13 protein-coding genes are annotated in these 14,422 nt (G+C 65.5%); all 13 read left to right on the plus strand.

Annotation, left to right across the window (positions count from 1 at the left end; genetic code table 11):
- Positions 1-127: 127 nt before the first annotated feature.
- The gene (locus C7450_RS14900; RefSeq protein WP_110375257.1) at positions 128-1,462 is read left to right on the plus strand and encodes an LLM class flavin-dependent oxidoreductase; all 1,335 of its coding nucleotides are present in this window, start codon (positions 128-130) and stop codon (positions 1,460-1,462) included.
- 23 nt (positions 1,463-1,485) lie between these two features.
- Positions 1,486-3,078, plus strand: a complete 1,593-nt coding sequence (locus C7450_RS14905) for an ABC transporter substrate-binding protein (RefSeq protein ID WP_110375258.1) — start codon at positions 1,486-1,488, stop codon at positions 3,076-3,078.
- A 30-nt stretch (positions 3,079-3,108) separates the two neighbouring features.
- Positions 3,109-4,350: an acyl-CoA dehydrogenase family protein gene (locus C7450_RS14910; protein WP_110375259.1), complete on the plus strand. Its 1,242-nt coding sequence runs from the start codon at positions 3,109-3,111 to the stop codon at positions 4,348-4,350.
- 112 nt (positions 4,351-4,462) lie between these two features.
- Complete coding sequence (locus tag C7450_RS14915) at positions 4,463-5,893, plus strand: NAD(P)-binding domain-containing protein (protein WP_110375260.1); 1,431 nt, start codon at positions 4,463-4,465, stop codon at positions 5,891-5,893.
- 146 nt (positions 5,894-6,039) lie between these two features.
- Positions 6,040-6,834, plus strand: coding sequence for an ABC transporter ATP-binding protein (locus tag C7450_RS14920; protein ID WP_110375261.1), 795 nt, complete (start codon positions 6,040-6,042; stop codon positions 6,832-6,834).
- A 23-nt stretch (positions 6,835-6,857) separates the two neighbouring features.
- Positions 6,858-7,931, plus strand: a complete 1,074-nt coding sequence (locus tag C7450_RS14925) for an ABC transporter substrate-binding protein (RefSeq protein WP_110375262.1) — start codon at positions 6,858-6,860, stop codon at positions 7,929-7,931.
- 20 nt (positions 7,932-7,951) lie between these two features.
- Positions 7,952-8,800, plus strand: a complete 849-nt coding sequence (locus C7450_RS14930; RefSeq protein ID WP_110375263.1) for an ABC transporter permease — start codon at positions 7,952-7,954, stop codon at positions 8,798-8,800.
- Complete coding sequence (locus tag C7450_RS14935) at positions 8,793-9,572, plus strand: ABC transporter permease (RefSeq protein WP_110375264.1); 780 nt, start codon at positions 8,793-8,795, stop codon at positions 9,570-9,572. Before C7450_RS14930 ends, C7450_RS14935 begins: the two co-directional genes overlap by 8 nt.
- The gene (locus tag C7450_RS14940) at positions 9,539-9,955 is read left to right on the plus strand and encodes a DUF3088 domain-containing protein (RefSeq protein ID WP_425351215.1); all 417 of its coding nucleotides are present in this window, start codon (positions 9,539-9,541) and stop codon (positions 9,953-9,955) included. Before C7450_RS14935 ends, C7450_RS14940 begins: the two co-directional genes overlap by 34 nt.
- Before the next feature lie 355 nt (positions 9,956-10,310).
- Positions 10,311-11,312, plus strand: a complete 1,002-nt coding sequence (locus C7450_RS14945; RefSeq protein ID WP_110375265.1) for an LLM class flavin-dependent oxidoreductase — start codon at positions 10,311-10,313, stop codon at positions 11,310-11,312.
- Positions 11,313-11,334: 22 nt separating this feature from the next.
- Complete coding sequence (locus C7450_RS14950) at positions 11,335-12,675, plus strand: LLM class flavin-dependent oxidoreductase (protein ID WP_110375266.1); 1,341 nt, start codon at positions 11,335-11,337, stop codon at positions 12,673-12,675.
- A gap of 7 nt (positions 12,676-12,682) precedes the next feature.
- Positions 12,683-13,858, plus strand: coding sequence for a M20 aminoacylase family protein (locus C7450_RS14955; protein ID WP_110375267.1), 1,176 nt, complete (start codon positions 12,683-12,685; stop codon positions 13,856-13,858).
- A gap of 24 nt (positions 13,859-13,882) precedes the next feature.
- Positions 13,883-14,416 (plus strand): GNAT family N-acetyltransferase, encoded by a 534-nt coding sequence (locus C7450_RS14960; RefSeq protein ID WP_110375268.1) that lies wholly within the window; start codon positions 13,883-13,885, stop codon positions 14,414-14,416.
- Positions 14,417-14,422: the final 6 nt, after the last annotated feature.

The following is a 14,422-nucleotide window of genomic DNA, read 5'->3' on the forward strand; positions in this document are numbered from 1 at the left end:
CAGGCAGCAGCGGATCATGGGGGCAAATCTTAAAGTCTATAAAATCTATAGACAATGTATTTTTTTGAATTAATATCGCGACAAGGATCCGGATCGCTCCGCGATCACCCAAGCGCGGAGGCCCGCGATGTCCAGACGCCGGCTGCATCTCAACATCAACATTCTCAATGCCGGATTCTACGGCTCGGCCTGGCGTGCACCGCAGAGCGATCCGACGGCCTTTGTCGATGTCGGCCATTTCGTGAAGACGGCCCGGATCGCCGAACGCGGCACATTCGACGCGGTCTTCCTTGCCGACGTGCCAACCTTGTCCGATCGGCCGGAGCTGCGGCCGTATCAGGCTCTGGAGCCAACCATCGTCCTGGCGACGATTGCCGCCCATACCAGCCATATCGGGCTGATCGGCACGGCATCCAGCACCTACAACGATCCCTACAACATTGCCCGCCGCTTTGCGTCGCTCGATCTGGCATCGGGTGGCCGCGTCGGCTGGAACGTCGTCACCACCGCCGAGGCCAGTGCGTCCCGCAACTTTGGCTTCGATGCCGTCACCGCCCATGCCGCGCGCTACGAACGGGCCGCCGAATTCACCGAGGTGGTGACGCGACTCTGGGACAGCTGGGAGGACGGCGCGCTCGTCGCCGACAAGGCGTCGGGCCGCTTCGTCGACCTCGACCGCGTCCATGCGATTGATCACGTCGGACCGCATTTCCGGGTCAGTGGACCGCTCAATGTGCCGCGCTCGCCGCAGGGTCGGCCGGTCGTCATCCAGGCCGGCGGCAGCGATGACGGTCGCCAGTTGGCAGCAGCCCACGCCGAAGCCATCTTCTCCGTCGCGCACACGATCGCGGAGGCGACGGCCTTTGCCGCCGATATACGCGGCCGGGCCGCGCGGCTTGGGCGTGATCCCTCCGGCATCGTCTTTCTGCCCGGGCTCGGCACGCTCCTTGGCTCCACCGAGGCCGAGGCACGGCGGCGCGAGGACGAATTGTGGTCGCTCATTCCGGGCGACTACAGCCTGCGCCGACTGGCTGGGGTGCTGCAGCTCAATCCCGAATCGATCGATCTGGACACCCCCCTGCCCACGTCAATCCCGCTGCCGGCCGATGGCGGTCACACCTTCTTCCTCGCAACACTGCAGATCGCCCGACGCGACGGTCTCACCGTTCGTCAGCTGCTCCGCAAGCTCGGTGGCTCCACGGGGCATCGGCTGTTCATCGGGACCCCGAAGGCGCTGGCCGACGAGATCGAAGCCTGGTTCCTGGCCGGTGCCGCCGACGGGTTCAATCTCATGCCCGATGTCCTGCCCGACGGGCTGGAGATCTTCGTTGACGAGGTCGTCCCGATTCTGCGCCGCCGTGGGATTTTCCGGTCGACCTACGATACCCGCACCCTGCGCGGGCATTTCGGCCTTGTCGAACCCGACAATGTCTTCGCCCGGACTGCCCGCGCCGCTGTCTGAGACCAATTCGCGCGAGACCGCAAATGACCAAGTCGTCTTCCCATGTGTCCCGACGCCAGGCCCTTCTCCTCGGCACAGGCCTCCTGGCGCTGCCGGCGATCGCGCGTGGCGACACGCCGAAACGCGGCGGTACGCTGACCTATGTGTTTCGGGACGAATCGCCCGCCCTGGTAGCCGTCAACAACACCTCTTCGACAGCCTGGACGCTGGGCCCGAAGATCTTCGACGCCTTGCTCTCCTATGATGTCGACCTGAGCCCGAAGCCCCAGCTCGCGACGGAATGGACGATCTCGCCCGACGGCCTGCACTACACGTTCAAGCTTCGACCGAACGTCCAATGGCATGATGGAAACCCCTTCACGTCGGACGACGTGGCGTTCTCGATCCTGCACCTGAAGGTCGCGCATCCGCGCGGACGCGGCACATTCGCCAATGTCGAGCGCGTCGAGACGCCCGATCCGCTGACCGCGGTCATCAACCTGTCGAAACCGGCCCCGGCGCTCATCAGCGCGCTGGCCGCCACCGAGTCCCCGATCATCCCCAAGCATCTCTTCGAGGGGGCCGATCCCGCCGCGCCGCCGACACCGGCCCAGCTGGTCGGCACCGGTCCCTTCGTCTTCAAGGAATGGGTGAGGGGCAGCCATGTCGTGGTGGAGCGCAACCCCAATTACTGGGATGCGCCGCGCCCCTATCTGGACCGGATCATCTTCCGCTTCATTCCCGATGCGGCCGCCCGTTCGGCCGGCTTCCAGACCGGGGAGATCGATCTGGGAGGCAACAGCCCTGTACCTCTCGCCGATCTGGAGCGCCTGAAGACCCTTCCGCATGTCGGCGTGGATACCCGTAGCTTCGCCTATACGGGCGCCCAGCAGCAACTGATCTTCAACCTCGACAATACCTATCTGAAGGACCAGAAGGTCCGGCTCGCCATCGCCCATGCCATTGATCTCAAGGCCATCGTCGAGACCATCTTCTACGGCTACGCCACCGTGTCTCCCTCGCCGGTGAGCGTCGCGCTGCCGCAGTTCCACGACCGATCGATCCAGCCGCACGCTTTCGATGTCGCCTTGGCCAACCGGATCCTCGACGAGGCCGGTTATGCAAAGGGTCCCGACGGCAACCGCTTTTCCTCGCGCCTTCTGATCAATGCGGCTGTCGATCCGAGGCTCGCCGACTTCCACAAGCAGGCCCTCAAACGCATCGGCATCGATGCGGCGATCCAGCGCTTCGACTTCGCGACCTATGTGAAAACAGTCTATACCGACCGGGCCTTCGACCTGACATCGGAGACCCTCTCCAATGCCTTTGATCCGACGGTCGGCGTGCAGCGCGTCTACTGGTCGAAGAATTTCAAGGTCGGCCTGCCCTTCTCCAACGCGGCGCACTACCAGAGCGCCGAGGCGGATACCTTGCTCGAAGCGGGCGCGGTCGAACCCGATCCGGTGAAACGCCGCGAGATCTTCAACCGCTTCCAGGCCGAAATCGACCGCGATCTGCCCGCGATCAATCTCGTCGCGCCGCACGAGGTCATCGTCTTCAACAAGCGGGTTCGAAACTACGCGCCCGGCGGCGAAGGCCTCAACGGCAATTTCGCCGGCGTCTATCTCGACAGCTGACATCGACGCCCTCTCGACCGGACTGACCGCATGACCCAGATCGAACACGCCTGGGGCTCCGGCCCCAGCGCACGCTATGAAGCCCTCGCCACGCCGTTCCGCCCGATCCTCCAGCGCATCCGCGCGACGGCGGTCGAGCGTGACAACAACCGTATCCTGCCGTTCGACGAGATCGGCTGGTTGCGCGAGGCAGGGTTCCCCCGCCTTCGCCTGCCGGTCGAACACGGCGGCGCGGGCGCGACCCTGCCCGAACTGTTCGGCCTGATCATTGAACTCGGAGCGGCCGACACCAGCGTGACCAATGCTCTGCGCTCCCATCTCGGCTTCACCGAGGACATCCTCAATGCCGCCCCCTCCCTGGCTCGGGACGCATGGCTCAAACGGCTTGGCGGTGGCGAGACCATCGGCAGCGGCTTTTCAGAACTGGGCGAGGGCACCGTCGGGACCGTGGCGACGCGGCTCAGCCGGCGCGGCGACCACTGGGTGCTGAACGGCCGCAAGTTCTACACCAGCGGCTCGCTCTATGCCGACTGGATCAATCTCGGCGCCGTCACCGATACGGGCGAGACTGTGGGGGCTCTCGTGCCGACGAAGGCAGACGGCGTCACCATTCTCGACGACTGGGACGGCTTCGGCCAGATCCTGTCGGCGAGCGGCACCGCCATCTTCAGCGATGTCGCCTTGACCGACGACCATCTGAATCCGGTGCGCGAGCGCTTCCGCTATACCGGCGGTTTCTTCCAGCTGGTTCATCTTGCGACGCTGGCCGGCATCGGGCGCGCAGGGGCCGACGAAGTCGCGCAACTGGTGAAGGACCGCAAGCGCAGCTATCCCCACGCCAATGCCGATCTGCCGGCAGCCGATCCCCAGGTATTGCAGATCGTCGGCCGCGTGCGCGGCGCGGCCTACGCGGCCGGCGCCATCGTGCTGAAGGCGGCCGAGGCCCTGGAGCGGACCTATCAGGCCCGGCTCTCTGGAGATGCGGCCGCCGAGGAAGAAGCCGGGGCCCTCGCGGACCTGGAGGTGAGCCAGTCGGTGACTGTTGTCACCGATATCGTTCTGGAGGCCACCACGTTGCTCTTTGATGCGCTCGGGGCCTCGGCCGCGCGCAAGAGCTACGGTCTCGACCGTCACTGGCGCAACGCCCGCACCATCTCCTCGCACAATCCGCGCATCTATCACCATCGGGCAATCGGCGAGTTCGCCGTGAACGGCACGTGGCCGGAACGCAATTGGGGGCGGGCACTGCGTCCAGCCCCGGCGGGCAGCTGACGGCGCTCTCCCGCCGCCTGGCCACTCCCGCTCGGCAAGGAGGAAATGCCTGCCCCGGGATTCGGCCATCGGCCCGTCGCGCGCGAACACCAGAACAGAACGAGGTCTGGCCATGTCATCTGCTAATATCCACACGCTAGCCGCCCAAACCCTTCGGCTCCTCGGTCCGGACCCGGCTGACTGGGCGCCTCCGCGAGCCGGCATCGAGCACAATGTCGTCGTGGTGGGTGGGGGCCATTCCGGCATTGCCATCGCCTACGCGCTGCGCCGCGCCGGCATAGGTCGCGTGCGGGTCATCGATGCGGCTCCGACTGTCCGGGAGACAGGCATCTGGCGCTCGACCGCGCGCATGGTCCGACTTCGGACGCCGAAGTCCCTCGTGGGACCCGAACTCGCCCATGTCGGTCTCTCGTTCCAGGCCTGGTTCGAGGCGCAACACGGCGCGAAGGCCTATGCGGCCATCGACCGGATCGAGCGCACGGACTGGGCGGACTATATCGACTGGTATCGCGAGACATTGGGGATCTCGGTCGAAACGGGCGTTCATCTTGATCGCGTGGAACCGTCCGGCGCTCTGCTGCGCCTGCACCTGCACAACAACGGCGCCCCGGAAAGCGTGGTCACGCGAAAGCTTGTCCTGGCCAACGGCTTTCTCGGCGCCGGAGGCTCCTTCGTGCCGCCGGAACTGCGCTCACTGCCGGCCTCCCACCGCCTTCACACGGCGCAGCCGATCGATCCCACGTCCTTCTCCGGCAAGACCGTCGCCGTGGTCGGCGCGGCAGCATCGGCCTTCGATGCTGCGGCCGTCATTCTGGAGGCCGGTGCTGCGGCCGTTCACCTCCTCAGCCGCCGCCCAGAACTGGCCGCCACCGCTGTCAACAAGGTGCGCGCCTATCCCGGCGCCTATGACAACTACCCGGACCTGCCGGATTCCATCCGATGGCGGCAGGCGCTGCGCTATCGCCGTGCCGGGACGACGCCGCCACCGGATTCCGTCGAGCGGGTCCTGGCCTTTCCGCAGTTCCGCCTCCATCTCGGCGCGCCGGTTGTCGATGCCGCCCTGAAGGACGGGCAGGTGAGACTGGCGACCCCCGCTGGCTGGCTGGCTGTCGATGTGGTGATCGCGGCAACCGGATACGCTGTTGGTGCCGACCTGAGACCGGAACTGGCCGACATTGCCGACCAGATCCAGACCTGGAGCGATCGTCACACGCCGCAGCCGTCCGAGGCCGATGTCGCCCTCGGCGGCCACCCTTATCTCGGCCCGGCGCTGGAATATCGCGAGCGCCACCCCGGACGGGCGCCCTATCTCGGCAATATTCACGTCTTCAACCCCGCCGGCTTTGTCTCGCGCGGACTGCCCGTCGGCGACGTTCCCAGCCACAAGCGCGACATTCCGGCCGTGGTTGCCGGCATCAGCCGCGATCTCTTTCTGGATGACCTCGATGTGCACGAAGCTCGCATCTTCCAACCGGTCGCGCCGGATTTCGACCTTTCCTTCTATGCACGTGCCCTGCACGTCGCCGACGCCGCGGCCGAATGATCTGACCTCAAGGATGCGCGGCCTTCGAAGCGGAGCGAAATTTTCCCGTCGCGCGGAGAATAATAGACAACTATTTCTATCGAAATTATGTATTTTCCCTATTCTGAGGTGAAGGCTGTCCGGCGAGACCCGAGGAGACTGCAGTCATGACATCACCGCGCGGACAGATCGACATCTCGGGTGTGACCAAGCGATTTCGGATCAAGGATAGACCGCTCCTGGCGCTGGACCAGATCTCGCTGTCAGTGGCCCCCGGGGAATTCGTGTCCATCGTCGGTCCGTCCGGTTGCGGAAAATCGACGCTTCTGCGGCTGCTCGCGGGACTAGAGCGCGCGGACAGCGGCCGGCTCGTCAAGGATGGGACCGAGATCAGCGGGCCGTCGCTGGACCGTGGGCTGGTCTTTCAGGAACCTCGGCTCTTTCCCTGGCTGACCGTCGTTCAGAACATCACGCTCGGTCTCCAGAACCAGCGGATGAGCCGAGCCGAGCGGCGGCGAGGGGTGGCGGAGCACATAGATCTGGTCGGCCTCGCCGGCTTTGAGAACGCCTATCCGCACCAGCTGTCGGGCGGGATGGCACAGCGCGCCGCCATTGCTCGCGCCCTGGTGAACCGGCCCGAGGTGCTGCTGCTCGACGAGCCCTTTGGTGCCCTCGACGCGCTGACCCGCGCCCGGCTGCAGGGCGAGCTGCAGCGGATCTGGGCCCACGAAGGCATCACCATGCTGCTGGTCACCCACGATGTCGACGAGGCCGTCATCCTTGGGGACCGGGTCGTCGTCATGGCGCCGCGTCCCGGCCGGATCGCGCGCGGTGTCGAGGTCGATCTCCCGCACCCGCGCATCCGCGCCGATGACCGGCTGGTCCGACTGCGCAATGACATCATCCTCGGTCTGGAGGCCGACGAAGCGAGCACAAACGCGCAGCGCCCGGCAGCCGCCTGACCTCATTTTGATATGGAGCCCCCATGCCCCCCACACGACGCCTGCTGATCCGCGCGGCTTTCGCGGCTGCGACCCTGATCTCGGCACAAGCCGCCGGTGCCGATCCCGTCACCATCCGCATCGGCTACGCCGCGATTGGTGTCGACAATCGCCCCTTTGCCGAGGGCACCTCGGCCGCAACGGCGCGGGCCGGCAACTTTGTCGAGGACGAGTTCAAGGGCGCCCCCGATATCAAGGTGGAGTGGTACTTCTTCAAGGGCGCAGGCCCGGCCGTGAACGAGGCCATCGCCAACAACCAGCTCGACTTCGCCTATCAGGGCGACCTGCCCTCCATCATCGGCCGGGCAAACGGCCTCAAGACCAAGCTGCTGCTGGCCAGCGGCGCGCACAAGCCGACATATATCGCCTCACCGATCGACAGTGTCGTTGCCTCCATCAAGGACCTGAAGGGCCGCAAGGTCGCCGTGCAGCGCGGCACCAACGGACATCTGTCGCTGATCAAGGTTCTCGAGGCCAATGGGCTGGCCGAGCGCGACCTGCAGATCCTCAACATGGACAGTGCGACGGCCAATGCGGCACTCGCCGCCAAGGAAATCGACGCTGCCGTCGGGGATACCGGTCTCATCTCCCTTGCCGAGAAGAAGCTTGCCAAGATCGTCTACACCACCAAGGGAGACGATCCGCGCTTCGGCCGCTATGCGCATGTGCTGGTGACCGAGGCCTTCGAGACGGCCCATCCCGACCTGACGCAGCGCGTCACAAACGCCTTTGTGCGGGCAGCGCACTGGTCGTCGGAAGAAGCAAACCGGCAGGAGCTCCTCGAATTGTGGGGCAAGTCGGGCACATCGACGTCGGTGCTCGCGGAATTCTTCGCCGGTGAGACCCTGAAGTACCGCAACACGCCGCTGATTGATGAGTTGTTCATCGACCAGTATCGGCAAGCCGCCGCCAAGTCGAAGGAGTTCGGCCTCCTGCGCCGCGATGTTGATTTCAACGGCTGGTTCGAGACCAAATATCTCGATGCTGCCATCAAGGACCTGAAGCTGGAGGGCTACTGGACGCCCTATGACGCCAGCGGAAAGCCGCGCGCGAACTGAACCGGATCGGATGCACCGCCATGTCGATCGATGCCGTCGAAACCCCGCGCCGCCTGCTGTCCCTCCCGCGTCCGACCGCGCTCGCCGCGCCTCTGGCGGGCGCGCTGCGCCGCGCGGCGCCGACGGTCGCCTGGGGCCTGGTCCTGCCGGCCGTCGCGCTGCCTGGCTGGTATCTGGCGGCACGCTCCGGCGTCCTGCCCGAGCAGATCCTGCCAGCGCCGGCCTATGTCTGGTCGACATTCGTCGACATGGTCAGGAGTGGCGAGTTGGCGTCCCATGCGGGCATCAGCCTGCTGCGCGTCGTCGAAGGCTTCGGCCTTGGCATGATCATCGGCCTGGTTGCCGGAGCGGCGATGGGGCTGTCGCGCCGGGTCGACGACATGCTGCATCCGTTCTTCATCGCGTTGAGCCAGGTGCCGACGCTCGCCTGGATCCCCTTCCTGATGCTGCTGGTCGGCATCGGTGAACCGCTCAAGATCCTGGTCATCGTCAAGGCCACCTTGGTGCCGGTGGTCATCAACACGCGCGCCGGCATCCGGAACATCCCGAAGGGCCTTCTGGAGGTGGGTGACGTGCTGCGCTTCACGACCGGCCAGAAGCTCCGGCTTATCGTGTTGCCCGGAACCGTGCCGCCGGTCTTCACCGGAATCCGCTATGGCCTCACCCATGCCTGGATCGCACTGGTTAGCGTGGAGCTGCTCGCGTCATCCGAGGGCCTCGGCTATCTGCTGGTTTGGGGACGCCAGATGTTCTGGCTCGACACGGTTGTCGTGGGCATGATCGTCATCGGCCTGATCGGCTATGTGTCCGATCGTCTGCTGGCGAGCGTGGAAGCCCGCCTCCAGCGCTGGGCGCCGCGGCATGACTGACGTTGCCGCACCCAACGGGCCGAGAATCGCGCCGTCCGTCCACCGGGGACTGGTGCTTCCTGTCGCGCTTCTGGCAGCTTGGGAGCTGTCGAGCCGTCTGGGGCTGGCGGATCCCCGCTTCCTGCCGCCGTTGGAGATTATCGCGCGATCAGGCTGGCACGAGATGATGGAGGGGCGGCTCTGGGGCGATCTGCTGGCGAGCCTGCGCCGTGATCTCTCGGGCTTCGGGCTCGGTGCGACGATCGGCATCGCTCTTGGAACAGTGCTCGGGCTGTCACGCCTTGCGGATCGGATCCTGACACCCTGGTTCAACGGCCTGAAGCAGATTGCCCTTGTCGCCTGGATTCCGTTGATCTCCATGTGGTTTGGCTTCGACGAGGCGGCCAAGGTGGTGTTCGTCGCACTTGCTGCCTGCATTCCGGTGGTCCTGAACACCCAGGAGGGAGTGCGTGCGGCCCCCTTGCCACTCATCGAGGTCGGCCGGACATTGCGCTTCTCGCGGACGCAATTCCTGTTGCGCCTGCATCTGCCGGCTGCCCTGCCGTCGATCCTGACCGGCCTTCATCTTGGCCTGATCTACGCGTGGCTGGCCACGGTCGGCGCTGAGTATTTCATGGCCGTCGGTCCGGGCATTGGCGGCCTGATCATCGCCGGACGCGAGCGCTTCGACATGCCCCTTGTGCTGCTCGGAATCCTGATCCTCGGGTGCATCGGCTTCGCGATCGACCGCATGGCCGGATGGATCGAGCACCGTCTGATCCGCTGGCACTGATCCTCTCCGCTTCACCTTACAACGCCATGGACATCGACATGCCCCGCGACTGCATCTTCACCATTGAGCCCGGCTTCGAGGACCCGAAGCATCCCGGCAAACTCTGGTTCTGCCCCTTCTGCAATCAGATCGAGGGCATTCTGGCGACCTTTCCGGAGGTCGCCGCGCATTTCGCGGTGACGCGCCTGCCGTTTCCCCGCCCGCGCCAACCGGTCATCGACCTGATCGGCGCCGATCACCAGGGGCTTCCGGTGCTCGTCTTCGCTGATGCTGCAGCAGCACCCCCTGACGCCAAGACGGCAAACGGGTATCGCTTCGTCGATGACACCCGCCGCATCCTCGAGATTGTTGCCGAACGCAGCGGCATTCCGGCCCCGCACTAGTGGAGCGAATTTGACATTTGAGTCCCGCCTGACATGAGGCTCCAGATCAAATGTCAAATTCAAAAGCTCCACTAGAACCAATAACTTGCTAGTGGTTTTCTTGACTCCGACATTTGCTCCGAGGGTGCTATCGGGCGGATCCAAATGTCGGAGTCGAACCACTAGGATCTGTGGCCGAACCACGCCGCATGGGGCGCCGAAGCAGCCACACACCAACAACCCATGCTGGCATTTCGCCCGGGAAGGACAAAGCAGTTCCAGTTTGCCCTGGAGAGGGAAACGTTCTCTCTCTTTTAGTCTATAAAAATGATAGATTTTATGGGATAATGAACGGATCGACTGGTCAGGAACCCAAATGTCTTACAAGCTCTCCATCCTGGACAAGGCGCCCGTGCCCCCCGGCGCCAGCGCCGATGTCGCGCTCCGCAACACGATCGCGCTCGCGCGCCGCGCCGACCAGCTCGGCTACCACCGTTTCTGGGTGGCCGAGCACCACGGGTCATCCGCCCTTGCCAGTTCAGCGCCGGAAATCCTCGTCTCGCATATCCTCGCGCAGACCAGCCGGATTCGGGTCGGCTCCGGCGGCGTCATGCTCCAGCACTACAGCCCCTACAAGGTCGCCGAGGTGTTCCGTGTTCTCGAGAGCCTGGCGCCCGGCCGGGTCGATCTCGGCATCGGCAAGGCGCCGGGCGGCCTGCCTTTCGCCACCCGGGCGCTGCAAGCCTTTCACGATCCGGCGAAGAAGCCCGACTTCGAGGCCGCCTTCGCAGAACTCGACGGCTTCCTGACCGGCACGCTGGCGCCTGAACATCCGCTGGCTAGCGCCGTCGTTACGCCGGCCCCGTCGGCGACGCCTGCGCGCATTCTGCTGGGCGGCAGTCCCGCGAGCGCCGAACTGGCCGCCCGTCACGGCTGGGACTTCTCCTATGCCGGCCATTTCAATGGCGATCCGGCCAATATCGAGGCAACCTTCCGCACCTACCATGACCGGACGGGGCGGTCGCCGTCCCTGGCGCTCTACGCCTTTGCCGCCTCAAGCCGGGAAAGGGCAGAGAGCCTTGTCGGCGAGTTGCGGATCTACACCGCTCATCTGCCGGGCGGCCAGCGCGTCAACCTGCCATCGCTGGAAGCCGTCGCGGAGTTCACTCGCCAGGCCGGAACGACCGAATACCGGGTCGAGGAGAAGCGGCCGCACGTCATCGCCGGAACGCCCGAGACCGTGCGCGCCGAACTGGACGATCTCGCCCGGCGCTTCGGCGTGACCGAGTTCATCGTCGACAACCCGGTCGCGGCCTTTGCCGAACGCCTCGCCTCGATCGAATTGCTGGCCGGCTCGGTTTCGTCGCTCGCCGCCTGATCCCACGCGCAAGGAGAGTCTCATGACCAAAGCGTCCATCACGTTCGGCATCATGCTGCAGGGCCCGGGTGGCCACATGAATTCGTGGAAGCATCCGAGCGGGCCGGCGGATGCGTCCGTCAATCTCGACTTCTACGTCTCGACCGCGCGCAAGGCCGAGGCGGCCGGAATAGCCTTTGCCTTCGTCGCCGACGGCCTCTACATCAACGAGAAGACGATCCCGCACTTTCTCAATCGCTTCGAGCCGTTGACCATCCTTGCGGCGCTGGCCACGCAGACGTCGCACATCGGCCTCGCTGGCACGGCATCGACGTCCTATTCTGATCCCTTCACCGTCGCCCGGCAATTCGCCTCGCTCGACCTGATCTCGGGCGGACGGGCCGGATGGAACGTGGTCACGACGCCACTGGAGGGCTCCGCCGCCAATTTCGGCCGCCCCCATCCCGAGCACGCCCTGCGCTACGAGATCGCCGACGAATATCTTGAGGTGGCACAGGGCCTGTGGGACAGCTGGGATGACGATGCCATCCTGCGCGATCGCGAGACGGGCCAGTTCTTCGACCGCGACAAGCTCCACACGCTGAACCACCGGGGACGCTTCTTCCAGGTCGCCGGTCCGCTCAATATCGGTCGGTCACCGCAGGGGCAGCCAGTAATCTTCCAGGCGGGCTCATCGGATGCCGGCATCAAGCTCGCCGGGAAATACGCCGACGCCGTCTTCACCCATTCGCCATCGCTGGAGGAGACGCGGACCTTCCTCCGGCAGGTCAAGACCAGCGCCATCGCCCATAGCCGGACCGCCGACGACGTCAAGATCTTTCCCGGCATCGCACCCATCGTCGGTGCCACCGCCGCCGAGGCCGAGGCCAAGTACCAGGCGATCCGCAACCTGCTCACTGTCGAGGAGGCGCTCGCCTTCCTCGGCCGCTTCTTCGATCACCACGACTTCACCCAATATGAACTCGACGCACCATTCCCCGAGCTCGGCGACATCGGCAAGAACGCCTTCCGCTCCACCACGGATCGAATCAAGGCCGAGGCGCGCGACAAGAACCGGACGCTGCGCGACGTGGCCCTCGCGGTGGCGACACCACGGCCGAACTTCATCGGCACCGGTGCCGACGTCGCCGAGGAGATCATCCGCTGGATCGACGGCGGCGCTGCCGACGGCTTCATCCTCGGCTTCCAGGTGATCGCCGAAGGGCTCGACGACTTCGTGACCTTCGTCCTTCCGGAACTGGAGAAGCGGGGCCGCTACAGCCGCGCCTTCGACGGCAAGACGCTGCGGGATCATCTGGGCCTGGTGCGCAAGCCCAGCCGCTACGCGTCACTCGCCGAGACCACGATGGCGCGGCAGGGGTGAGGCACCCATGACCCGCGTCACCCCGCTGGCCCAGATCGTCGATCCGCGGATTGTCGCCGTGTTGCCGGAGTTCGTCGCCTTGCGTCGCGACCTGCACCGGCACCCGGAGCTGGCGTTCCGGGAGGACCGGACATCGACGATCGTGGCGGATCGATTGACCGCCTACGGCTTCGAGGTGGCGCGGGGAATCGGCGGCACCGGTGTGGTCGGCACGCTGAGGCGCGGAAACGGCCCTCGTGCCATCGGTATCCGCGCCGACATGGATGCTATGCCGATCCCCGAGGCCACGGGCCTTCCCTATGCCAGCGCCCACGACGGCGCCATGCACGCCTGCGGTCACGACGGCCACACGACGATCCTGCTTGCCGCTGCCCGGTATCTTGCCGAGCACGCCCGCTTTCGCGGCACGGTGCACCTGATCTTCCAGCCGGCCGAGGAGATCGGCGCCGGCGCCAAGACGATGCTCGCCGGGGGGCTTCTTGACCGGTTTCCCGTTGACGCGATCTTCGGACTGCACAATTGGCCCGGTATTCCCGCTGGACACTTTGGCTTCGTCGACGGCCCCGCCATGGCATCCGTTGACCTGGCCATCGTCCGTGTCGTCGGCAAGGGCGGGCACGGCGCGGCGCCGCACGAGACTGTCGACCCGGTGCTGGCGGCCGCCCACATCGTCACGGCGCTGCAGTCGGTGGTGTCGCGCAATGTCGATCCCCTGGAAATGGGCGTGGTGACGGTCGGCTCCATCCATGGCGGGACAGCGTCCAACATCATTCCCGATACGGTGGATCTGGCCGCGACCATCCGATCCTTCCGCCCCGAGATCCGCACGCTGCTCGGCGAGCGGGTTCCGGCGATCATTCGCGCCCAGGCCGAGAGCTTCGGTGCCCGTGCCGAGGTGACCTACAGGCTGGGGCTCCCCCCTGTCGTCAATCATCGCGCCGAAACGGGGTTGTTGCGCGAGGTCGCGGCAGACACATTCGGCCCCGACTGGGTCGTCTCGTTCCAGCCGCGCACGGCCAGCGAGGACTTCTCCTATTTTCTCGCCGAGCGACCGGGCAGCTTCCTGTTTGTCGGCAATGGCGACAGCGCCGCACTCCACAACCCTTCCTACGACTTCAACGACGACATCATCGGACCGGCCGCCACGCTGTGGGGTCGGCTGGTGGAGCGTGTCCTGATCTGAACCGGGCACCGGACGGGGTGAACCATGAGCGATCAATTCCTGTACACAACGCCACTCGATCCGCGCGCCAAGCCGTTGATCGACGATCTCATCCACGAATATGACAGCCGGTACGGCGACTTCTTCGACCGCGAGGGGGCGGTGGTGGAACTGAACCGCTATCCGCCGGAAGCCTTCGCCCCACCCCACGGCAATTTCCTGCTGCTCGTCCGCAACGGCGCGACCATCGCCGGCGGCGCCTTCAAGCGCTATGACGAGCAAACCGCCGAATTGAAGCGCGTCTGGACGCGCCGCGATCTTCGCCGCCAGGGGCTCGCTGCCCGCGTTCTGGTGGAACTGGAGCGGCGGGCTCAGCGGCAGGGCTATGCGCGCCTCTACCTGACCACGGGGTGTCGGCAGCCGGAGGCGAAGGGCCTCTACCTGACCAACGGCTACACCGCGCTCTTCGATGTCGACGGCGATCTGGAGGCCATCCGGCATCTGCCCTTTGAAAAGCTGCTCCTGTCGCCCCAGTGCGAGCAGGTCGACAGCGCCTCCGCCTCCGCGAGCCTGTCATGACGGAAG

It is taken from the genome of Chelatococcus asaccharovorans, assembly GCF_003201475.1.
Lineage (GTDB): Bacteria > Pseudomonadota > Alphaproteobacteria > Rhizobiales > Beijerinckiaceae > Chelatococcus > Chelatococcus asaccharovorans.